The organism is Burkholderia sp. D-99 (assembly GCF_011605345.1).
Lineage (GTDB): Bacteria > Pseudomonadota > Gammaproteobacteria > Burkholderiales > Burkholderiaceae > Burkholderia.
In genome coordinates, this window is sequence record NZ_JAAOXM010000001.1 from 1,150,167 (window position 1) to 1,172,005 (window position 21,839).

Annotated in this window: 21 protein-coding genes; 6 read left to right on the plus strand and 15 right to left on the minus strand. The window is 67.5% G+C overall.

Annotated features, from left to right (window positions below):
- Position 1: 1 nt before the first annotated feature.
- Both HAV18_RS05015 and HAV18_RS05020 read right to left on the minus strand, forming a co-directional pair.
- Positions 2-799, minus strand: a complete 798-nt coding sequence (locus HAV18_RS05015; protein WP_166953363.1) for a transporter substrate-binding domain-containing protein — start codon at positions 797-799, stop codon at positions 2-4.
- Between the two features lie 71 nt (positions 800-870).
- The gene (locus HAV18_RS05020) at positions 871-1,656 is read right to left on the minus strand and encodes an ABC transporter ATP-binding protein (protein ID WP_208101694.1); all 786 of its coding nucleotides are present in this window, start codon (positions 1,654-1,656) and stop codon (positions 871-873) included.
- A gap of 259 nt (positions 1,657-1,915) precedes the next feature.
- Between HAV18_RS05020 and HAV18_RS05025 the strand changes: the two genes are divergently transcribed.
- Positions 1,916-2,572, plus strand: a complete 657-nt coding sequence (locus HAV18_RS05025) for a TetR family transcriptional regulator C-terminal domain-containing protein (RefSeq protein WP_347814730.1) — start codon at positions 1,916-1,918, stop codon at positions 2,570-2,572.
- Between the two features lie 118 nt (positions 2,573-2,690).
- Here HAV18_RS05025 and HAV18_RS05030 read toward each other — a convergent pair whose 3' ends face one another.
- The 9 genes from HAV18_RS05030 to HAV18_RS05070 form a co-directional block, all read right to left on the minus strand.
- A complete protein-coding gene (locus HAV18_RS05030; RefSeq protein WP_166953367.1) occupies positions 2,691-4,292 on the minus strand; it encodes a 5-guanidino-2-oxopentanoate decarboxylase in 1,602 nt (533 codons plus the stop codon).
- 52 nt (positions 4,293-4,344) lie between these two features.
- Positions 4,345-4,983: a MarC family protein gene (locus tag HAV18_RS05035; protein WP_166953369.1), complete on the minus strand. Its 639-nt coding sequence runs from the start codon at positions 4,981-4,983 to the stop codon at positions 4,345-4,347.
- 65 nt (positions 4,984-5,048) lie between these two features.
- Positions 5,049-6,011, minus strand: a complete 963-nt coding sequence (locus tag HAV18_RS05040) for an electron transfer flavoprotein subunit alpha/FixB family protein (protein ID WP_166953371.1) — start codon at positions 6,009-6,011, stop codon at positions 5,049-5,051.
- Between the two features lie 16 nt (positions 6,012-6,027).
- Positions 6,028-6,777 carry an electron transfer flavoprotein subunit beta/FixA family protein gene (locus HAV18_RS05045; RefSeq protein WP_166954147.1) on the minus strand — a complete coding sequence of 250 codons (750 nt, stop codon included), beginning with the start codon at positions 6,775-6,777 and terminating at the stop codon, positions 6,028-6,030.
- Positions 6,778-6,805: 28 nt separating this feature from the next.
- Positions 6,806-7,534 carry an NAD(P)H-dependent oxidoreductase gene (locus HAV18_RS05050; protein WP_166953372.1) on the minus strand — a complete coding sequence of 243 codons (729 nt, stop codon included), beginning with the start codon at positions 7,532-7,534 and terminating at the stop codon, positions 6,806-6,808.
- Between the two features lie 33 nt (positions 7,535-7,567).
- On the minus strand, positions 7,568-8,362 hold the full coding sequence (locus HAV18_RS05055; protein WP_166953374.1) for an ABC transporter permease: 795 nt from the start codon (positions 8,360-8,362) through the stop codon (positions 7,568-7,570).
- A gap of 21 nt (positions 8,363-8,383) precedes the next feature.
- Positions 8,384-9,259, minus strand: a complete 876-nt coding sequence (locus HAV18_RS05060; RefSeq protein ID WP_166953376.1) for an ABC transporter permease — start codon at positions 9,257-9,259, stop codon at positions 8,384-8,386.
- 25 nt (positions 9,260-9,284) lie between these two features.
- The gene (locus HAV18_RS05065; RefSeq protein WP_166953378.1) at positions 9,285-10,394 is read right to left on the minus strand and encodes an ABC transporter substrate-binding protein; all 1,110 of its coding nucleotides are present in this window, start codon (positions 10,392-10,394) and stop codon (positions 9,285-9,287) included.
- A gap of 115 nt (positions 10,395-10,509) precedes the next feature.
- Positions 10,510-11,676 carry an ABC transporter ATP-binding protein gene (locus HAV18_RS05070; RefSeq protein ID WP_166953380.1) on the minus strand — a complete coding sequence of 389 codons (1,167 nt, stop codon included), beginning with the start codon at positions 11,674-11,676 and terminating at the stop codon, positions 10,510-10,512.
- A gap of 144 nt (positions 11,677-11,820) precedes the next feature.
- On the opposite strand from HAV18_RS05070, the gene HAV18_RS05075 reads away from it, so the two are divergent.
- From HAV18_RS05075 to HAV18_RS05085, 3 genes are read left to right on the plus strand one after another with little or no spacing between them, the layout of a single operon-like run.
- Positions 11,821-12,609: an enoyl-CoA hydratase/isomerase family protein gene (locus tag HAV18_RS05075; RefSeq protein ID WP_166953383.1), complete on the plus strand. Its 789-nt coding sequence runs from the start codon at positions 11,821-11,823 to the stop codon at positions 12,607-12,609.
- A 3-nt stretch (positions 12,610-12,612) separates the two neighbouring features.
- Positions 12,613-13,770 (plus strand): acyl-CoA dehydrogenase family protein, encoded by a 1,158-nt coding sequence (locus tag HAV18_RS05080; RefSeq protein ID WP_059530031.1) that lies wholly within the window; start codon positions 12,613-12,615, stop codon positions 13,768-13,770.
- A 50-nt stretch (positions 13,771-13,820) separates the two neighbouring features.
- Entirely contained in the window at positions 13,821-15,950 is a 2,130-nt protein-coding gene (locus HAV18_RS05085; RefSeq protein WP_166953384.1) for an acetate--CoA ligase family protein, read from the plus strand.
- Between the two features lie 72 nt (positions 15,951-16,022).
- On the opposite strand, the gene HAV18_RS05090 is transcribed toward HAV18_RS05085, so the two are convergent.
- The gene (locus HAV18_RS05090; protein WP_208101699.1) at positions 16,023-17,414 is read right to left on the minus strand and encodes an FAD-binding oxidoreductase; all 1,392 of its coding nucleotides are present in this window, start codon (positions 17,412-17,414) and stop codon (positions 16,023-16,025) included.
- A 43-nt stretch (positions 17,415-17,457) separates the two neighbouring features.
- Complete coding sequence (locus HAV18_RS05095) at positions 17,458-18,588, minus strand: porin (RefSeq protein ID WP_166953389.1); 1,131 nt, start codon at positions 18,586-18,588, stop codon at positions 17,458-17,460.
- Positions 18,589-18,850: 262 nt separating this feature from the next.
- On the opposite strand from HAV18_RS05095, the gene HAV18_RS05100 reads away from it, so the two are divergent.
- Both HAV18_RS05100 and HAV18_RS05105 read left to right on the plus strand, forming a co-directional pair.
- Positions 18,851-19,429: a thioesterase family protein gene (locus HAV18_RS05100; RefSeq protein WP_166953391.1), complete on the plus strand. Its 579-nt coding sequence runs from the start codon at positions 18,851-18,853 to the stop codon at positions 19,427-19,429.
- Positions 19,430-19,447: 18 nt separating this feature from the next.
- Positions 19,448-20,935 (plus strand): aldehyde dehydrogenase, encoded by a 1,488-nt coding sequence (locus HAV18_RS05105; protein WP_166953393.1) that lies wholly within the window; start codon positions 19,448-19,450, stop codon positions 20,933-20,935.
- Between the two features lie 99 nt (positions 20,936-21,034).
- Here HAV18_RS05105 and HAV18_RS05110 read toward each other — a convergent pair whose 3' ends face one another.
- Together HAV18_RS05110 and HAV18_RS05115 are read right to left on the minus strand one after the other, a co-directional pair.
- Entirely contained in the window at positions 21,035-21,442 is a 408-nt protein-coding gene (locus HAV18_RS05110; RefSeq protein WP_166953395.1) for a type II toxin-antitoxin system VapC family toxin, read from the minus strand.
- Positions 21,439-21,681: an antitoxin gene (locus HAV18_RS05115; RefSeq protein WP_166953397.1), complete on the minus strand. Its 243-nt coding sequence runs from the start codon at positions 21,679-21,681 to the stop codon at positions 21,439-21,441. The genes HAV18_RS05110 and HAV18_RS05115 overlap by 4 nt, the downstream gene beginning before the upstream one ends.
- Between the last annotated feature and the right edge of the window lie 158 nt (positions 21,682-21,839).

Sequence of the window (21,839 nt, forward strand, 5' to 3'; positions counted from 1 at the left end):
ATCAGTGCGGCCAGAGGTCGATCGGGAAATACTTCTTCGCGATCTGCGCGTACTTGCCCGACGCATGCAGCTGTTCGAGCGCCTGGTCCATCTGCAGCTTCAGCGGCGCATCGGCCTTGCGCATTCCCGCGCCGACGCCGTAGCCGAAGATCGCCGGATCCATCTTCACGCTGCCGGGGCCCTTCAGCTCGAACGCCGAACCGTCCTTCGACTTCAGGAAATCGAGAATGCCGAGCTGGTCGAGATACATCGTGTCGATCCGGCCCGCGACGAGATCCGCGTTGCAGTCGTCCTGCGTGTTGTACAGGCGCACCGTCGCGCTCTTGCCGTACGCCGTCTTGATGAACTCGGCGTTCGCGGTCGAACCCTGCACGCCGATCACCTTGCCCTTCAGCCCGTCGGGCGTCAGCGTGAGCTTCGCGTTCTTCGCGCCGACGAAGGTGCCCGGCGTCTCGTAATACGGCCGCGAGAACGCGATCACCTTCTGGCGTTCCGGCGTGATCGACATCGAGTTGAAGATCACGTCGATCTTGTCGCTGAGCAGCGCCGGGATGATGCCGTCCCACGCGACTTCCTTGATCTCGCACTTCGCCTTCATCTGGTCGCACAGCGCGCGGATCAGGTCGGCCTCGAAGCCGCTCCATTGCCCGGTCGGACTCTTCATCAGGAACGGCGGATACGGTTCGGCAGCGACACCGAAGCGCAGCACGCCCGACGACGCATGCGCGGAACCGAGCGGCGCGAGCGCCGCGACGACGATACTGAACAGGCACAGCAGACTGCGTACGACACGTTTCATGGTCGGACTCCTTGCAGGAAAGATTCGGATGTGGCGAGCCGACCCGCGCGCTCGCGGGCGGCTCCGGTGATTCAGTGATGCTGCCGGTGCGCGTTGACGAACTGGCGGCAGCGTTCGCTCTGCGGCGCGTCGAAGATTTCCGCCGGCGTGCCGCTCTCCTCGACGCGCCCCTGGTGCAGGAACAGCACCTTGCTCGACACGTCGCGCGCGAACGCCATCTCGTGCGTGACGAGAATCATCGTGCGGCCTTCGCACGCGAGATCGCGGATCACCTTCAGCACTTCGCCGACGCGCTCGGGATCGAGCGCGGAAGTCGGCTCGTCGAACAGCATGACTTTCGGCCGCATCGCCAGCGCGCGCGCAATCGCGACGCGCTGCTGCTGGCCACCCGACAGGAAAGCCGGATAGACGTTGCGCTTGTCGGCCAGGCCGACGCGTTCGAGCAGTTGCTCGGCGCGCGCGATCGCTTCGGCGCGCGGTTCGCGCAACACATGCACGGGCATCTCGATCACGTTCTCGAGCACCGTACGGTGTGCCCACAAGTTGAAACTCTGGAAGACCATGCCGAGCCGGGTGCGGACCCGCTCGACCTGGCGCGCATCGGTCGGCACCGTACGCCCCTTGCGGTCAACTTTCAGCCCGATCTCCTCGCCGTCGACGACGATGCGCCCGCGGGTCGGCGTTTCAAGCAAGTTGATGCAGCGTAGCAGCGTGCTCTTGCCCGATCCGCTCGCGCCAATCAGCGAGATCACCTCGCCTTCGCGCGCGCTCAGCGACACGCCCTTCAACACTTCCAGGTCGCCGAACCGCTTGTGCAGATCTTCCACCTGCACGCGTTCCTCGACGTCCGTTTTCATGCTCTCCACCCGCGCCAACATGCTGTCTCCTGTGTCGAATTCTCACGCTCGTCCCGTGCGGGATCGCAGCGTCTTGTTGAATGGCCGACCAACCTCATGCGGAGTCGAGTATAGGTGCTGTTGAACAATGGTTCAACAGTTTTAAAATAATCCAGAGCAAGGGTTTTCGCGGGTTTCGCGACGCTTTCATCACCGTAATTGAACAAGCGTCCGGCACTCCCCTATAATCGGTACCATAACGATTCCGTAAGGTCACCACGTGAAAAAGACTCCTGGCACGGCACCGGTTCAGGCACGCAGCCGCGGCATCCGAGAAACACCCGCGGTGCGTCAGCAATCGATCATCGACGCGACGATGCGCTGCATCGCGCGCTACAGCTATTCCGAGACCACGATCGACCGCATCTGCGTGGAAGCGAAGGTCTCGCGCGGGCTGATCAATCATCATTTCCAGTCGAAAGACGAACTGATGGCGCAGACCTACAAGCGGCTCGCGACCGACCTGCTCGACGTGTCGCGCGCGGCGGCCGCGAACGCAACGGGCCCCGAGGAAAAGCTCGATGCGATCATCAAGGTCTGTTTCGCCGCGCCGGTGTTCGCGCCGAAGAACGTGAAGGTGTGGCTCGGCTTCTGGAGCGTCGCGCACAGCGACCCGGTGATCCGCAAGGCGCACAAGGAGCTGTACAGCGGCTACCGGCAAGCGCTGAAGAAGCTGTTCGACCAGATCGCGGAAGTGCGCGGCGGCACCGTCGACAGCGATCTCGCCGCGCTGACGCTGACGGCCGTGATCGACGGCTTCTGGCTGGAGCTGGCGCGCGACCCGACGTCGTTCACCGCGCAGGACGCGCTGACGGGCTGCCTGCGCGTCGTCGACACGTTCCTCCCGCCGCCGAAGACGGCCCGCAAGCGGGCGTAACCGGCTCAGGGCCTGTTCACGCCGATAACGGGCTTGCGCTGGCCCTGACGCGCGCACGCGCCGCCTGGCACCGGCGGCGGCAACGACGGCCTCGCACAATGCGAGGCCGTTCGTCCTTTCAGGCCGCGCGGATCTCGATCAGGTACGGCGCGTCGTGGGCCGCCGCTTCGCTCAGCGCACCGGCCAGCGACGCCCCCTCTTCGACCCGCTGCGCCCCCCACCCGTACGCGCGCGCGATCGCGACGAAATCCGGCGTGTGCAGATCCACGCCGACCGGCTCGACACCCACGTCGACCATCGCGCGCTTGATCTCCCCGTACCCGCCGTTGTTCAACAGCACGACGATCACGCGCGCGCGGTGCTGCACCGCGGTGCCGAGCTCCGCGAGCGTGTACTGGAGCCCGCCGTCACCGGCCACGCAGACGACCGGGCGCGTCGCGTCGCCGAGGCTCGCACCCACGGCGGCCGGCAACCCGTAGCCGAGCGAGCCGAATCCCACCGATGCGTTGAACCAGCTGCGCGGGCGCGGCGCCGCGAAGCCGACGTTGCCCGCATAAACGATGCGCGTCGAATCGCCGACGATCGCCGCATCGGGCAACGCATCGCGCACGCTGTCCAGCAGCGCGAGATCGCGCCTCATCTCGTCGTTCAGTTCCTGCCGCGCCGCCGCGCGGCATACCGCCGCGCGTTCGGCGCCGTCGCCGTCCGCACGCGTGTGCGCATTGGCCCGCCAGAGGCGCCGGAATGCGCGCACGGTTTCGCCGACGTCGCCGAGCAGCGGCAGCGCGGGCACCGCGTTGCGGCACAGCTGCTGCGGATCGATGTCGACCCGCACGAGCGGCGCGGGCATCGCGAAGCTGCGGGTCGCGTACAGATCGTAGTCGGTCGGCCCCAGCTCGGTGCCGAGCGCAACGATCAGGTCGCTGTCGCGCATCAGCGCGCGCACCGCGTCGCTCGACGCCGACCACGCGATGCCGAGCGGATGCGCGGGCGGCAGCACGCCGCGCCCGTTGATCGTCATCACGACCGGTGCATCGAGCGTTTCCGCGAGCCAGCGCACGTCGTCGGCCGCATCGAGCGCGCCGCCGCCCGCGAGGATCAGCGGCGCGCGCGCGGCGGCCGCCTTTGCGCGGAATGCGTCGATGCCCTGGGCCGACGCGGGCCCCGGCGCGATGCGCGGCGGCGCGGCAGGCACCGCCGGCAATGCATCGGCAGGCGCCGCGAGCACGTCGAGCGGAATCTGGATGTGCACCGGGCGCGGGCGTCCGCCCGAAAACACCGCGAATGCACGCGCGATCGCCTGCGGCAGCGCGTCGGCGCGCGGCACCGTGTAGCTGAACGCGGCGACGTTCTCCGCGAACGCATGCTGGTCCGGCAATTCGTGCAGATGGCCGTTGCCCGAGCCGATGTCGCCGGACACATTCACGCTCGAAATGACCAGCATCGGGATCGAATCCGCGTACGCCTGCGCCATCGACGTCGCGATGTTCGTCATGCCGGGCCCGGTAATGACGAAACACACGCCCGGCTTGCCGGTCGCGCGCGCATAGCCGTCCGCCATGAAGCCGAGGCCCTGCTCGTGGCGCGCGCTCACGTGACGCAGCGTGCTGCCGGCCAGGCCGCGGTACAGCTCGATCGTGTGCACGCCGGGAATGCCGAACACCGTGTCGACGCCATAGGCGGCGAGCAGGTCGACGAGGTACATGCCTACTGTTTTCATATCGTTTCCATTCTTCAGAACAGGTTTCAGGATCGTGCAGCGACCGATGCCGTCAGTGCGCGAGCCCCGGCAGCAGTTCGCGCACGCCTTGCGCGAGCATCTGGAACGCGATCGCGGTGAGCACGATGCCGGACAGCCGCTCGACCAGCGTCCTGCCGATCTCGCCGAGCCGGCGACACCACGACGCCGAGCACGCATACGTGAGCCCGATCACGCCGGCATGCAGCACGCAGGCTGCGCTCAATGCCAGCAAGTCGGTTGGCGTATGGAAGCGCGTCGCCGTCGTGATCACGAGCGACATCACCGCACTGCCGATCGACAGCGGGAAGATCAGCGGCACCGCGATGTAGTTGCGCCATTGCGCATACTCGAGCCGCGTATCGCCGCCGTTGCGCTCGTCGTTCGCCGTCCCGCGCATCATCGGGATCGACCACAGGCACAGCACGAGGCCGCCGGTCAGCGTCAGTGCGCCAAGTGTCAGGCCGAGCATGCGCAACAGGAACTGCCCGCCCCATACGGCGCCGACCATCAGCGTCGCGATCCACGCGAACAGCCGGAACGCGATCTGCCGCTGCGTCGCGTCCGGGAAATGCCCGGTGACCGCCGCATACATCGGAATCGCGACGGGCGGACAGAACAGCGTCAGCAGGCCCGTCAGGAACAGCAACACGTCGCTCGACGTCAGGGTCATCGTTCGCACTCGGATGCGGTCGGGTGGATGAGAGGCGCAATGGCATGCGTGGCCGTCGTTCGTCGTCAGCCGAGCTCGGCGCAGAGTTCGGGGATCGTCGAGAACAGATCGCCGACGAGGCCGTAGTCGGCCACGCTGAAGATCGGCGCTTCCGGATCCTTGTTGATCGCGACGATCACCTTCGAATCCTTCATGCCGGCCAGGTGCTGGATCGCGCCCGAGATGCCGACCGCGATGTACAGCTGCGGCGCGACGATCTTGCCGGTCTGGCCGACCTGGTAGTCGTTCGGCACGTAGCCGGCATCGACTGCCGCACGTGAGGCGCCGAGCGCCGCGCTCAGCTTGTCCGCCAGCGGCTCCAGCACTTTGGTGTAGTTCTCGCCGCTACCCAGACCACGGCCACCCGACACGATGATCTTCGCGCTCGTGAGTTCCGGACGATCCAGCTTCGTCACTTCACGGCTCACGAATTGCGACTTGCCGGCGTCGGCTGCCGCTTCGATCTTCTCGACCGTCGCGCTGCCGCCTTCCGCTGCAACCGGGTCGAAGCCCGTCGCACGCACCGTGATGACCTTGATCGGGTCGCTCGACTGCACCGTCGCGATCGCGTTGCCCGCGTAGATCGGGCGCTCGAACGTGTCGGCCGACACGACCGCCGTAATCTCGGAGATCTGCGCGACATCGAGCTTCGCGGCAATGCGCGGCGCGATGTTCTTGCCATAGGCCGTGGCCGGCGCAAGAACGTGCGAGTAATCCTTCCCGATGTTCAGCGCGGTCGCTTCGATGTTTTCCGCCAGGCCCGCTTCAAGTTGCGGCGCGTCGGCCAGCAGCACCTTCGACACACCTGCGATCTTCGCTGCCGCTTGCACGTTGTGGCCCGCGACCAGCACGTGAATGTCGCCGCCGACGAATTTGCCAATCTCGGCTGCCGCCGCCACCGTGTTCAACGTCGCGGCCTTGATCGACGCGTTGCCCACCGTGGGGGCTTCCGTCGGGGCGTCGTACTCTGCAATCACCAGAATCGTCATTTCTTTGCGCTCCCTCTTACAGCACCTTGGCTTCGGTCTTCAGCTTCTCGACCAGCGTCTTCACGTCCGGCACCTTCACGCCGGCTACGCGCTTCGGCGGCTCGACGACCTTCAGCGTCTTCAGACGCGGCGCGACATCCACGCCCAGGTCTTCCGGCTTCACGGTTTCCAGCGGCTTCTTCTTCGCCTTCATGATGTTCGGCAGCGTCACGTAGCGCGGCTCGTTCAGGCGCAGGTCCGTGGTGATCACGGCCGGCAGCGACAGCGACAGCGTTTCCGCGCCGCCGTCGACTTCGCGTGCCACCGTTGCCTTACCGTCGGCCACCGTCACCTTCGACGCGAACGTCGCTTGCGGGAGACCTGCCAGCGCGGCCAGCATCTGGCCCGTCTGGTTCGAATCATCGTCGATCGCCTGCTTGCCGAGGATCACGAGCGAAGGTTGCTCCTTGTCGACCAGCGCCTTCAGAATCTTCGCGACGGCCAGTGGCTCGACGCTGTCGTTCGATTCGACGAGGATCGCGCGATCCGCGCCGATCGCCAGCGCCGTACGCAGCGTTTCCTGCGCCTGCGTGACGCCCACCGACACGGCGATCACTTCGGTCGCCACGCCCGCCTCCTTCAACCGCACGGCCTCTTCCACCGCGATCTCGTCGAACGGGTTCATCGACATCTTCACGTTCGCGATGTCGACACCGGATTGATCGGACTTCACGCGGACCTTCACGTTGTAATCGACCACCCGCTTCACTGCCACCAGTACCTTGATGCTCATTCATCCCCCGTCATTGAATCGTTCAGTCCTGCGCGACTTCCTGCGGCGCGCGTTCGCGCGGTCGCATGTCGCCATCGAAATCGTCGAGCGTCGGGAACGCCATCGGTTCCAGCCGGTCGAGCTGCGCCAGGTATGCGTCGTAACGTTCGAGCACGGCCGCGCGCTCGGCGTCGCCGATATACGGCACGTGATAACCGACGAACGACGGCAGCACGTCGAAACCCGCATAACCGAGCGTGCCGCGAAGCACGTGGCGCAGCATCAGGTCCATCTCGCCGTGTACGCCGTCCGCGCCGAACATGGTGTCGCGGCCGCCGCACGTGTAGGCGAGCAGCGCGCGCTTGCCGCGCATCCCGCCGCGATCGTAGAAACGCACGCCGCCGTACACCTTGCCCGACACGAGCACGCGGTCGATCCAGCCTTTCATGATCGCCGGCATCGAGCACCAGAACAGCGGGAAGCTCAGGATCAACAGGTCGCATGCGATCAGCTTGTCGAGTTCGGCGGCAATGTCGGGCGCGATCGCGTGCGCGGCGACGTTCTCGCGCTGCTCCAGCGCATAGACGAGATAGTCCGGGTTCTTTCGCACGCCGAAATCGGCCGCGCTCGCGACCGGGTTCCACTGCATCGCGTACAGGTCGGACACCGTCACGGTATGCCCCTGCGCTTCGAGCGTGCTCACCGCGCGATGCAGCATCGACGTCGTGAACGACTGCGATTCGGGATGGGCGTGAACGATCAGGACTTTCATGGTGCTTTTCTTCTCCGCAACATAACGTTGAAATCAGACGGACCCGGCCGCGCGCTTGCGCAGCAGCGACAGGCCGATCGCGACACAGGTGGCCGCCAGCAACAGCGTGGAGACCGACGCGATCGCCGGATCGACGTTCTCGCGCATCCCGTCCCACATCCGGCGCGGCAGCGTGTAGACACCCCGGCTCGAAATGAACAGCGTGACGACCAGTTCGTCCCACGACAGGATGAACGCGAACACGGCCGCCGACAGCAAGCCGGGCCGGATCGACGGCAGGATCACGTAGCGCAGCGTCTGCGCGAGGTTCGCGCCGAGGCTGCGTGATGCCTGCTCGATCCGCAGGCCAACCGTCGCGAGCGACGCGGACACCGCGACGACCACGTACGGCACCGACAGCACGACATGCGACAGGATCACCGCCGGATAGCTGTCGAGCATCCCGAGCTCGCCCCACAGCCGGTAGAACGCGAGCGCCGACACGATCGGCGGCACGATCAGCGGAAACAGGATCACGCCGCGCACCAGCTCGCCGCGCCGCGATGCGACCTTCCACAAGCCGATCGCGCACAAGGTGCCGAGCGTCACCGAGATCGCTGACGAAACGAGCGCGATCAGCCCGCTCTGCAGGAAACTCGACACCCAGCCGTCGTCGTCGAGCAGCACGCTGTAATGCCGCAGCGACAGCGCGCCGTCCGGCATCGACAGGTAGTCGCTCGGCGTCAGCGACACGGGCACCGACACGAGCAGCGGCAGCATCAGGAACAGGATCGCGGCCCATGCGACGCCGATCACCAGCGCGCGGCCGGCCGTCAGTCTGGTCTTCATCTTCGATTCCTCCGGTCGGATTCAGCGCGCGCCGAACAGCTCGCGCAGGTCGACGAAACGCGCAAGCAGCGCGAGCGCGGCCAGGATCGACGCCAGCAGCAACGACGCGAGCGCCGCCCCGCTGCCCCAGTTCATGAGCTGCAGGATCTGCGTGCTGATGTATTCGGCGATCATCACCGTGCGTCCGCCGCCGAGAATCACCGGCGTCACGTAGAAGCCGAGCGAGAAGATGAACACGAGGATCGCTGCGCCGACGATGCCCGGCCGCGTCTGCGGGAAATACACCTTGCGGAACGTGACGAGCGCGCCCGCGCCGAGCCCCTGCGATGCGCGCGCGAGCTGCGGGTCGATGCCTTTCATGTTCGCGTACAGCGGCAGCACCGCGTACGGGATCATGAAGTGGATCATCCCGATCACGACCCCGATCTCGTTGCGCATCAGCGGCAGCGGCGCGTCGATCAGCCCGATGCGCATCAGCAGCGTGTTGACGAGCCCCTGCTCGCCGAGCAGGAACAGCCACGAGAACGCGCGCACCAGCACCGACGCCCAGAACGGCACGAGCAGCCCGAACATCAGCGCCATCCGCTGGCGCGGCCCGACGTGCGCCATCGCATACGCGATCGCATAACCGAGCGCGACCGAGCACACGGTCGTGACCGCGCATACGCGCAGCGTCGTCCACAGCACACGGTGCACGCCACGGTTGTCCAGCAGCCGCGCGTAGTTGTGCAGGCCGGGCTCCGGCACCGTGAAGCCGAGCCACAGCACGCGCACGAGCGGATACACGTACAGCACGATCAGCACCGCGAGCAGCGGCACGACGAGCAGCCAGTAGCGATCGGCTTTCGCGCGGTCGAGCGGGACGGCGCCCGCGACAGGGGAAGACAGGGTATTCATGGCGTCACACTCACGAGGCGGCGGCTCAGGACGACATCAGGTCGGTGTACTGCGCGAGCGTCGCTTCGTAATGCTGCGCCCACCACTCGGGGTTCACCTTGCACTGCCTGGCCCAGTTCTCCGGCGTGCCGGGATTGTCCGCGCGCAGCGCCTGCGGTACGGCGGCCGTCGCGGCCGGCGTCACCGGCCCGTTGCCGAGCAGCGACAGCAGGCGCACCTGCGGCTCGATGCCTTGCACGAACTTGATGAACTGCCACACCGCGTCGCCCGACGGATTGTTCTTCGGCACGCCCCACACGTCGCATGACGCGAGCCCCTGCTCCCACGTATAGCGGAACCGTCCGCTGCTCTCGCGCTGCAGCACGTTCGCGCGCGTATGCCAGATGCACGCCATGCTGACTTCGCCGTTGCGCAGCAATTGCAGGCTGTCCGCGCCGGAATCCCACAGCAGCACGTTCGAGCGCAGTTCCTTGAGCTTCTTCATTGCGCGCGGCACGTCGATCGGGTAGACCTTGTCCTTGTCGACGCCGTCGGCCATCAGCGCGGCCTCGAGTGCGCCGCCCATCCACTTCCACAACCCGCGCTTGCCCGGAAACTTGCCGACGTTCCAGAAATCGGCCCAGTTCTTTGGCGGGTTCGCACCGAACTTGCGCGCATCGTAGACGAGCACGTAGCTCAACAGATACGACGGCACGCCGAAATCCGATGCGAGCCCCGGCAACGCATTGCGGCCGACGACCGAATAATCGATCGGCCGCAGGAACCCCTGCTTGCCGAGCTTGATCGCCGCGAAACCGTCGAGATCCATCACGTCCCAGATCACGTTCCGGTTCTCGACCATCGCCTTGATCTTGCCGTCCTCCGGCGACGAGTCGTAGCCCATCCTGATCCCGCTGGCCTTCGTGAACGGGTCCATATAGGCGGAGCGGAACGCGGAACGTGCCTCGCCGCCCCACGCGCTGAGCACGATTTCCTTCGGGTTCGCGGCCAGCGCGTCCTTCGCGCCCGCCGCCAGCAGCGTCGGCGCGAGGCCGGCGGCCGCGCACAGCCGGAGGAAGTCGCGCCGGCGTTGCGATGGCGCGGATTGAAGTTCGCGTGCCTGGTCGAGCAGGTCCTGCAGATGGCGGTTCGTCATGGTGTCTCCTCCTGGCTTGGCAGCGCCCGCACGCATCTCGTCGTTTCCGGGCACCGTTGAATCGGCCGGCGACGCGGGCACTCGCCGCGTCGCGCGGGATGCATCGTTCGTCGCGTCAGTCCGACGCGATCCGGCAAGTCGCGTCGCGCTCCCACTGCACGAATACGTCCATGCCGGTGCGCGGCGACGCGAGTCCGCGCCATGCGGGCACGTCGGCGGTCACGCAGCCGAGCGCCGCGGTCTCGATCTCGAAGCGGTACGACGAACCGAAATAGCTCCAGTGGCGAATCCGGCCGGCCACTTCGTTGTGCACGCCGCCGCACGATGTGGCGGAGACACCGACCTTCTCCGGCCGCAGCGCGAACAGCAGCGCGTCGTCCGGCCGCGCGCCGCAGGCGGGCGCGACAAACCGCGCGTCGCCGACGCGATAGTGCGTCGCCGCGCCATCGCCGCCGAGCGCGACAGCTTCGATGAAGTTGCTCTTGCCGAGGAAATCCGCGACGAAGCGGTTGGCGGGCTGTTCGTACAGCCCGTCCGGCGTCCCGATCTGTTCGAGCCGGCCGTCGCGCATGATCGCGATGCGGTCCGACATCGACAGCGCCTCCTCCTGGTCGTGCGTGACGAACAGGAACGTCGCACCGAGCCGCTCGTGCAGCGCCTTGAGTTCGACCTGCACCTCGCCGCGCAGCTTGCGGTCGAGCGCGCCGAGCGGTTCGTCGAGCAGCACGAGATCGGGATCGAACACCAGCGCACGCGCAATCGCGACGCGCTGCTGCTGGCCGCCGGACAACTGGCGCGGCAAACGGTCCGCGAGATGGCCGAGCCGCACGAGATCGAGCGCGGCCTTCACGCGCTTCACCGCGTCGGGCCCCTTCTGCTTGCGCACCATCAGCGGATACGCGACGTTCTGCTCGACCGTCATGTGCGGAAACAGCGCATAACCCTGGAACACCATCCCGAAGTTGCGTTTCTCGGGCGGCAACCCGACGATGCTGCGGCTGCCGACCCGCAGGTCGCCGGTGGTCGGATGCTCGAAGCCCGCGACGATCGTCAGCAACGTCGTCTTGCCGGAACCCGACGGCCCGAGGATCGTCAGGAATTCGCCGCGCGGAATGTCGATCGTCGTTTCCCGCAGCGCCTGCACGCTGCCGTAGCGCTTCGACACGCGGTCGATCTGCAGGCCCGCGCCGCTCGCCGTGCGCCCCGCCGATTCCGCATGAACCGGATGCGCACCGGGCCTTCCCCGCTCCACACCTGCCGACGTCTCCATCACCGCGCTCATCGTGTGTCTCCTGGTCAACTCACATTTGGGTTGAACGTTCATTTAACAGAACTTATACTATGCCGAAATGCGGTTCGCAAGTAGCGGCGACCCTTGCCGGCTCTGACACACACAACACCCAACACCAAGGAGACAGTGATCAGTATGAGCAACGAGGACATCCGAATCGAACGGCACGACGGCGTCGTGACGCTTCGCCTGAACCGCCCGGCGAAGCGCAATTCGCTCGCGCGGCCGCATCTCGACTTTCTTCGCGACACGCTCGATGCGCTCGCGAACGACCCGGCCGTGCGCTGCCTCGTGCTGACCGGCACCGGCAGCGCGTTCTGTGCGGGTGCGGACGTCGACGAATGGGCCGAGGCCGAGCGCAACGGCGAACTCGACACCTACGGCTGGAGCGAGCGCGCGCACCGGTTCGTCGAAGCGCTGGCCGCCTTTCCGCGCCCCACCGTCGCGGCGCTGAACGGCTCGACGGTCGGCGCCGGCGCCGACATCGGCTTCGCCTGCGACTTCCGCATCGCGAGCACGGCCGCGACGCTGCGCTGCGGCTATACGGGCATGGGCTACAGCCCCGACATGGGCGGCAGCTGGTTCCTGCCGCGTCTCGCACGGCCCGACGTCGTGCGCCGCTACATCTTCCTGAACGAACGCTGGAACGCGCAGGACGCGCTCGCGGCCGGCTTCGTGTCGGACGTCGTCGATGCCGACGCGTTCGCGCAGCACGTCGCCACCTTCGCCGCACGTCTCGCGCAAGGGCCGAGCGTCGCGTTCGGCCATGCGAAGGCGCTGCTCGCGCAGTCGCTCACCCACACCCTCGCCGAGCAGTTGCGCGGCGAGCTGGCGGCCTGCGTCGCTTGCGGTCACAGCGAGGACGGCCAGGAAGCGCTTCGCGCGTCGGTCGAGGGGCGCGCACCTAATTTTGTCGGGAGATGATTCATGGATTTTTCGCTGACTCATGAGCAGGAAATGCTGGTGTCGTCGCTGCGTCAGTTCGTCGAGAAGGAACTGCAGCCCCATGAATTCGCGGTCGACCGTGCGGACGACGTGTCGCCCGAACTCGCCGATTCGATCCGCCGCAAGGCGCTCGAACTGGGCTTCTACGCGTTCAACATGCCCGAAAGCGCCGGTGGCCCGGGCCTCGACTACCTGACGCAGGCGCTCGTCGAGCGCGAGCTCGGCCGCACGAGCTGGGCGCTGCACGTGTTCGTCGCGCGGCCGAGCAAGATCCTGATGGCCTGCAAGGGCGACCAGATCGAGCGCTACCTGAAGCCGACCGTGCGCGGCGAGCGCGTGGACTGCTTCGCGCTGACCGAGCCGGGCGCCGGTTCCGACGCGATGGGCATCCGCACACGCGCGGTGCGCGACGGCGACGACTACGTGATCAACGGCAGCAAGCACTTCATCAGCCACGCGGATACGGCCGATTTCGTGATCCTGTTCGCCGTCACCGGCGAGGAGGAAGTGCGCGGCCAGAAACGCAAGCGCGTGACCTGCTTCCTGATCGACAAGGACACGCCGGGCATGACCGTGCGGCGCGGCCCGCACTGCACGAGCCTGCGCGGCTACCACCAGTCGGAGATCTTCCTGACCGACTGCCGCGTCAGCACCGCACAGATCCTCGGCGAAGAGCATCGCGGCTTCGAGCTCGCGAACGACTGGCTGACCGCCGGCCGCGTGATGGTGGCGGCCAACAACATCGGCCGCGCGCAGCGCGCGTTCGAGATGGCCGCCGAATGGGCCGCGACGCGCCACCAGTTCGGCAAGCGCATCGGCGAATTCCAGGGCACGTCGTTCAAGCTCGCCGACATGCAGACCGAAATCCGCGCGGCGGAACTCGTCACGCTCTACACCGCGCAGAAGCTCGACCTGGGCACGATGACCGACGGTGACGCCGCGCTCGCGAAGCTGCTGGCGACCGAAACGCTCGGCCGCGTGACCGATCATGCGGTGCAGATCTACGGCGGCATGGGGCTGATGGACGAACTGCCGATCGAGCGCTTCTGGCGCGATGCGCGCATCGAGCGCATCTGGGAAGGCACGTCCGAGATCCAGCGGCACATCCTGTCCAAGGAAATCCTCCGACGCTACAGCTGACGCGAACCGTCGCGCCGGCAGGCCCGGCGCGACTTCCGAAAGGACTTTTCATGACTTCCTCTCCCGCAGTCAGGGATCGCCGCACCACCGCCGCGGCCAACCTGCGCCGGCTGCTCGAGCCGGCCAGCCTCGCGTTCGTCGGTGGACGCGGCATCGCGGGCGCCGTGCAGCGCTGCCGCGACTTCGGTTACGCCGGCGATATCTGGCTCGTCAACCCGAACCATGCCGACATCGACGGCGTACGCTGCCACGCGAGCGTCGCCGACCTGCCCGCCGCGCCCGACGCCGTGTTCGTCGCGGTGCCCGCGCGCCAGGCGATCGACGTCGTGCGCGCGCTCGCCGAACGCGGCGCGGGCGGCGCGATCGTCTATGCATCGGGCTTCTCCGAGACCGGCGCCGACGGCGCCGCGCTGCAGCAAGCGCTCGTCGACGCGGCCGGCGACATGGCCGTGCTCGGACCGAACTGCTACGGCCTGATCAACGGCCTGAACGGCAGCGCGCTGTGGCCTGTTGCGCACGGCGCGCCGCGCGTCGAATCCGGTGTCGCCGTGATCACGCAGAGCGGCAACCTCGCGTACAACCTGTCGATGAGTGCACGCTCGGTGCCGTTCGCGTACCTCGCGAGCGTCGGCAACCAGGCATCGGTCGACATCGCGCGCCTCGTCGACGCGTTCGTCGACGATCCGCGTATCCGTGCGATCGGCGTGCATCTCGAAGGCCTGAAGGACGTGCGTGCGTTCAGCGAAGCCGCCGCACGCGCGCTCGCACGCGGCGTGCCGATCGTCGCGCTGAAGAGCGGCACGTCGACGCTCGGCGCGCAGCTCGCGATGAGCCACACGAGTTCGCTCGCGGGCTCGGACGCGCTGTACGACGCGCTGTTCCAGCGGCTCGGCGTGATCCGTGTGAAGGACCCGGTCGGCCTCGTCGAGACGCTGAAGCTGCTCGCGATCGCCGGTGTACCCGAGCGCCGCACGCTGGCCGCGCTCGCGACGTCCGGCGGCGACGCGGGGCTCGTCGCCGATCTCGGCGAAGCACGCGGCATTGCGTTCCCGCCGGTCGGCGACGCGGGCCGCGACGCGCTCGGCAACGTGCTGCCCGCCTACGCGACGATCGCGAACCCGCTCGACTTCACGACGACGCCGTGGGGCGACCCCGACAAGATGCGCGCATGCTGCGACGCGCTGCTGGCCGATCGCCCGGGCGCGGCCGCGATGATCCTCGACTATCCGCAGGAAGCAACCGGCGAACGGCCGCTGTGCGACATCGCGGCCGGCGCGTTCGCGGCGTCCGCGCGCCAGCACGGCGTGGTCGGTGCGGTCATCTCGGTGTTTCCCGACCTGACGCCGCCCGCTCACGCGGCACGCATGGCCGCGGCCGGCATCGCGCCGCTGCAGGGGCTCGCCGAAGGGATCGACGCGATCGGTGCAGCCATGACCTACGGCGACACGCGCCGCCGCATCCTCGATGCCGATGCGCTGAACGCACTGCCCGTACTGCGGGCCGGTCATGGCGACGACGGCACCGCCACGCTGCACGACGAATGGGCAAGCAAGCGGATGCTGGCCGCGCACGGGCTCGACGTGCCGCCAGCCGAATGCGTCGCCCCCGCCGATGCGCCGGCCGCCGCCGAGCGGCTCGGCTTTCCGGTGTGCGTGAAGGTCGTCAGCGATCGCCTGCCGCACAAGACCGAGGCCGGCGCGGTCGCGTTGAAACTTGCGTCACCCGAGGCCGTCGCCGAGGCCGTTGCACGGATGACCGAGCAAGTCGCACGCTACGCGCCTGACGTGCGCGTCGAGCGCATCCTGGTCGAAAAAATGGCCGACGCGCCGCTGCTCGAACTGATCGTCGGCGTGAAGCGCGAGCCGAACTTCGGTCTCGCGATCGTGCTCGGCGCCGGCGGCGTGCTGGTCGAACTGATCCGCGACACCGCGACGCTGCTGCTGCCGGTACGAGAAAGCGACGTGCGCGATGCGCTGCTCGGGCTGAAGCTCGGGCCGCTGCTGACCGGCTATCGCGGGCGGCCGAAGGCCGATCTCGACGCCGTCGTCGCGAACGTGATGGCGATCGCGCGCTTCGCGCAGGCGCACGCGGACACGCTCGTCGAACTGGACGTCAATCCGCTGCTGGCGATGGAACACGGCGCGGTGGCGGTCGATGCGCTGGTGAGGCTCGACACGTAACGCCGGCCTGAAGTGCGCCGGCCCGCTCGCGTTTTACGCGGGCGGGCCGGTGTCGATCGGGCGGAACGAAGCTCAGAGCACCTTGCCGGGATTGAGCAGCCCGAGCGGATCGAATGCGTGCTTGAGCCTGCGCATCGCGGCCACCTCGGCGTCGCTGCGCGAGCAGCCGAGCCAGTCGCGCTTGTAGCGCCCGATTCCGTGCTCGGCCGACACCGAGCCGCCCGCATCGCGCACCAGCGGATACAGCACCGCGTCGACGTCGTGCGCGCTTTCGCCCGCCGCATACGGCGCCGATACGCAGACATGCAGGTTGCTGTCGCCGAGATGCCCGAAGAAGAACACGTGCGCGCCGGGCCAGCGCATCGTCAGCGCGCGATCGCACGCGTCGATGAACGCCGCCGTCTCGCGCGGCGGAATCCCCACGTCGAAATTCACCAGGCCGGGCAGCGCGTCGATCGCGAGCCCTTCCCGCAGCGTCCAGAACGCCTGCGCGTCCGCGGCGCTCTGCGCGAGCGCCGCGTCGTCGATCAGCCCGCGTTCGAGCCAGCCGGCCAGCACGGTTTCGAACCGCTCGGCGGTCTGCGCCGCATCGCCGCTCGCGCACTCGATCAGCACCTTGACGCCGCCATCCGCCGGCAACGGCGCACGAAGGCCCGGCGTGTGTTCGGCGACGTAGCCGTAGAACGCCGACCACATCGTCTCGAAACTCAGCAAGTCCGCGCACGACGCCCGCGCGTCGCGCAGCAGCGCGAGCGCCGCGGCCGTGTCGCGCACCGCGCACAGTGCGGTCGACGGTGCGGCGATCTTCGAATGCAGCCGCAGCACGACACGCGTGACGATGCCGAGCGTACCTTCGCTGCCGACGAAGATCTGCCGCAGGTCGTACCCCGCGTTGTTTTTCAGCAGCTTGTTCAGCGAACTCAACACGGTGCCGTCGGATAGCACGACTTCCAGGCCGAGCACCTGCTCACGCGTGGTGCCGTAGCGGATCACGCGGTTGCCGCCCGCGTTGGTCGCGACATTGCCGCCTACCTGGCACGAGCCGCGCGCGCCGAGATCGATGCCGAGCGCGAACCCCGCCTCGTCCACCGCCTGTTGCAGATCCTGCAGCGTGGTACCGGCCCAGGCCATGACGGTCGCCGCCTCCGCGTCGATCTCGACGACGCCCGTCAGCCGCTCGAGCGACAGCGCGACATCGCCCGCGGCCGGCGCCGCGCCGGCGGCGAGCCCCGTCATCCCGCCCTGCGGCACGACCGTCTGCCGGTATGCGGTGCAGATCGCGAGCGCGCGGCTCACGTCGCCGACGCTGCGCGGCCGCAGCAACGCACGCGGCCGCACGCCCGGCGCTTCGCCGTAGTTCGTGAAATGACGCGCGCCGATCGCGTCGCCCGTGCTCACGCAATCGTCGCCGAGCGCATCGCGCAGCGCGGCGACGACGTCGCCGTTCGAGGAAGAATCGGACATGGTCGACGGGGCCGGCCGTTCCCGGCCCATGGAAAAAGAAGGATCAGAAGTTGTGCCGCATGCCGACGCGCGCGGCGGCCTGCGTGCGGCTCGTCGACGGCGCGAAGCTGTAGCCGATCACCGCGTCGACGCCGTTCGACGCACGCATCCAGTCGACGGCCGCATACACGTCGGTGCGCTTCGACAACGCGTAGTGCGTCCCCAGCGCGACCTCGTGCCAGTGATGGCCTTCGAACGTCGTGTACTGGTAGCCCGCGACGAGCGACAGCGGCGCGGTCGCCTGGTACACGCCGCCCGCCTCGTACACGCGCATCGTCGACGATTGCCCGTAGCCCTTGAACGTCGTGTTGCTGAAGTCGGCGCTGAGCGTCAGCTTGCCGAGCACGTACGATGCGCCGATCCCGAAGATCGACTGCGAATTGATCGCAAACGGCGTCGAGTCGTGCAGGTCGGTGACGGCGCCCGTCGCCGGATCGATCGTCGCGACCGTCTGCCCGAGCATCGTCGTCACGCCCATCTGCGCATACGGGTCGAGCGCCGCGAGCCCGCGCGGCGAATTGAGCCGCGTATAGTTGCCGCCCGCCGAGAAATCGCCTTGCGTATAGGTCGCGCCGACGCTCCACGCGCTGCCGTCGTGGAAACTGCCCGCGTCGTTGCTGAACGAGTACATGCCGCCGACCACCAGCCCGTGGAAGCTGTTGCTGACGAACTTCACCGCGTTCTGCAACCGGTCGCCGCTCTGGCGGTCGAAATCGCCGAGGTGCACGCCGTAGCCGCTGCCGAACGCGCTGACGTTGAACGCCGCGGTGAAGTCGAATGCGAAGTCGTACTGATTGCCGAACGTCAGCGTGCCCCAGTCGTTGCCGAGCCCCACGTAAGCCTGGCGCCCGAACATCGCGCCGCCCTGGTTCAGCTTGCCCGTGCCGAGTCGGAAGCCGTTCTCGAGCTTGAACACGGCCTTGTTGCCGCCGCCGAGATCCTCGGTGCCCATCAGGCCGACGCGGTTGCCGTACGACACGCCGTCGTCGAACAGGTACGCGTGCGCGCCGCCCGTGTTGTTCACGTAGGTGATGCCGCCGTCGATGATCCCGTACAGCGACACGCTGCTCTGCGCGTGCGCATGACCGTGGACCATCACCGACATCATGCCGGCCAGCAGGAAGCGTTTCTTCATTTCCGGTGTCTCCAGTTTCCGCGCGACGCGGATCGATTGTCGTTGTTCGTGAAAGACCGCCCGCCTGCTTCGCTTCGGCATCGCGGCGCTGGCGAGTATAGGTTTCGTTGAATGAATGTTCAATCGATTGAGGCATCGATCGGCACCGGTGTTTACACGCATCGGCGATATCTTTATTGAAAAAACGTTCAACCCGTCATAACATCGGCCGGCAGCCCCGCGGACGACATGCGGGCCCGTTCCGAACCTCGGAGTGCACCGGATGACGCACCACCTCAGCCCCGCCGCCGAGCCGCGCCTGCGCTCGGCCTACGAAGGACAGAAGTCTCGCCCGTACGACCCCGCCGCGCCGATTGCGACGCCGCTGGAACTGCACCGCTGCACCGTGCAGCCCGAATGGGTCGACTACAACGGCCACATGAGCGAATCGTGCTATCTGCTCGTGTTCGGCGACAGCAGCGACGCGTTCTTCCGCTACTTCGGCATCGACGACGACTATCGCGAATCCGGCCGCTCGATCTATTCGGCGGAGACGCACATCCGTCACCTGGGAGAAGCGATGCTCGGCGAACCGCTCAGGCTGACGCTGCGTCTGCTCGATGTCGACGACCGGCGCCTGCACGTGTTCCATTCGATGCATCACGCGACGACCGGCGCGCAACTCGCGACCGGCGAGCAGCTGCTGACGCACGTCGACATGCGCGCGAAGCGTTCCGCGCCGTTTCCCGACACGATGCGCCGGCAGCTCGACGCGATTCACGCCGAACACGCACGCGCACCGCGCGAACCTCATGCGGGCCGCGCGATCGCGATCCGCCGCCCCGCCCCCGCTTCACGCTGAACCCCGACGGAGCCTTCCATGCAGACGAACGACGCCTGGCGTACGCGCGCCGGCCAACTCGAAATCGAATCGCGCGCCTTTGTGGACGGCGCGTTCCGCGACGCACACGACGGTGCGACCTTCGCATGCACGAGCCCGATCGACGGCCGTGTGCTCGCCCAGGTCGCGCATTGCCGGCAGGCCGAAGCCGACCTCGCGGTCGCGGCCGCGCGGCGTGCGTTCGAGCACGGCGCATGGCGCGGCGCGACGCCGCGCGAACGCAAGCGCGTACTGCTGCGCTGGGCCGCGCTGATCCGCGAGCACGCGGACGATCTCGCGCTGCTCGAAACGCTCGACACCGGCAAGCCGATCGCCGATACGACCGCGGTCGACGTTCCGTCCACCGCGTATTGCGCCGAGTGGTTCGCGGAAGCGATCGACAAGACCGGCGGCGAAGTCGTGCCGGCCGACGCGCATCTCGTCGGGCTCGTCACGCGCGAGCCGATCGGCGTGGTCGCCGCGGTCGTGCCGTGGAATTTCCCCGCGATGATCGCGATGTGGAAATGCGCGCCCGCGCTCGCGGCCGGCAACAGTGTCGTGCTGAAGCCGTCGGAGAAATCGCCGCTGAGTGCGCTGCGGCTCGCCGCGCTCGCGGCGCAGGCCGGGTTGCCGGCCGGCGTGCTCAACGTGCTGCCGGGCTTCGGCGACGCGGGCGAAGCGCTCGCGCGCCATCCGGACGTGGACTGCATCGCGTTTACCGGCTCGACCGCGGTCGGCCACAAGGTCGCGCGCTGCGCGGCCGATTCGAACCTGAAGCGCGTGTGGCTCGAACTCGGCGGCAAGTCGCCGCAGATCGTGCTGCCCGACTGCCCCGACCTCGACCGCGCGGCACGCACCGTCGCGCATGCGGTGTTCTACAACACCGGGCAGATGTGCACGGCCGGCTCGCGCCTGCTCGTCCACCGCGCGATCCGCGACGCGTTGGTCGCGCGCGTGCTCGAGATCGCGCCCGAATACGCACCTGGCGACCCGCTGTCGCCCGACACGCGGATGGGCAGCCTGATCGACGCGGCGCAGGTCGAGCGCGTGCTCGGTTATGTCGAGGCCGGCCGCGACGAGGCGACGCTGCTGGCGGGCGGCAAGCGTGCACGTACCGCGAGCGGCGGCCAGTACGTTGAGCCGACCGTGTTCGACTGCCCGCGCGCCGACGCGCGGATCGTGCGCGAGGAGATCTTCGGGCCCGTGCTCGCGGTCACGACTTTCGACGATCTCGATACGGCCATCGCGCTCGCCAACGACACGCGCTACGGGCTCGCGGCTTCGGTGTGGACAGCAAACTTGACGACCGCGCACGAAACCGCACGCCGGCTGCGGGCCGGTACGGTGTGGGTGAACGGCTACGAGGAAACCGACGACATGAACTTCCCGTTCGGCGGCTTCAAGGAGTCGGGCAACGGGCGTGACAACTCGCTGCACGCGCTGGAGAAATACACGGAGCTGAAGTCGACGATCATCCGGCTGCGGTAGCGCGAAACGGGCAGCGCTCGCGGGCCGGACCGCGAGCGCGTCGCGAGCCGGATTCGGCGGACGGGATTCCGCACCGGTCGCTGCATGACCGCAATGCGGTCAACCTTCGCGCGGCACGGCGAGCCAGTCTTCGACTTGCAGCCCCGGGACGCGCTCGAATTCCCGGATGTTATGCGTGACCAGCACCAGTTGCCGCGCGCGTGCCTGCCCTGCGATCAATGCGTCGTAAGGGCCGATCGGCGTCCCGGCCGCGATCAGATGCGCACGAACTTCTCCGGCGTGTTGTGCATCCTCGACATCGAACGATACGACCTCGAACTGAAGCGCCTCGACACGCGCCACGTTCGCAGCCACTCGCTGGCTTTTGTAGGCGCCGTAATAGAGTTCATGTGCGACGATCGCCGGCATCCCGAAATCTCCCGGCTGATGCGAGCGCAGTCGTGACAGAATGGCCGGCTCGCCCTTGAGAATGGCGATCACCGCGTTGGTATCCAGCAAGAACTTCATTCAAACACGTCCAGACCCGACCGCTCCTGCGCGGATGGCTGCGTGGTCGCCGCAGCCTCGAAGTCGGCGTCGACCGGACCGATCAGCGGCGTCAGCCATGCCCAGTCCTGCGGCACCGGCTCGAGAACGACGGACGATCCGTGGCGGCGAATCCTGACTTCGGCCGTATCGAAACGGAAATCCTTCGGCAGCCGGACGGCCTGCGATCCGCCATGCTTGAAGATCTTGGCAATTTCCATCGTCACGCCCTCACGTATCTACAAAATGTATCTATTTTAGCAACTCTACGTGAGGATAACGAGTCGGCCGATCGGCCTGTTGTCGGTGGATGCTTCGGCATTCAGTCCACTCCAGGCGCTGCGATGACGGTGATTTGTCCCCAACATGATCCAACGCC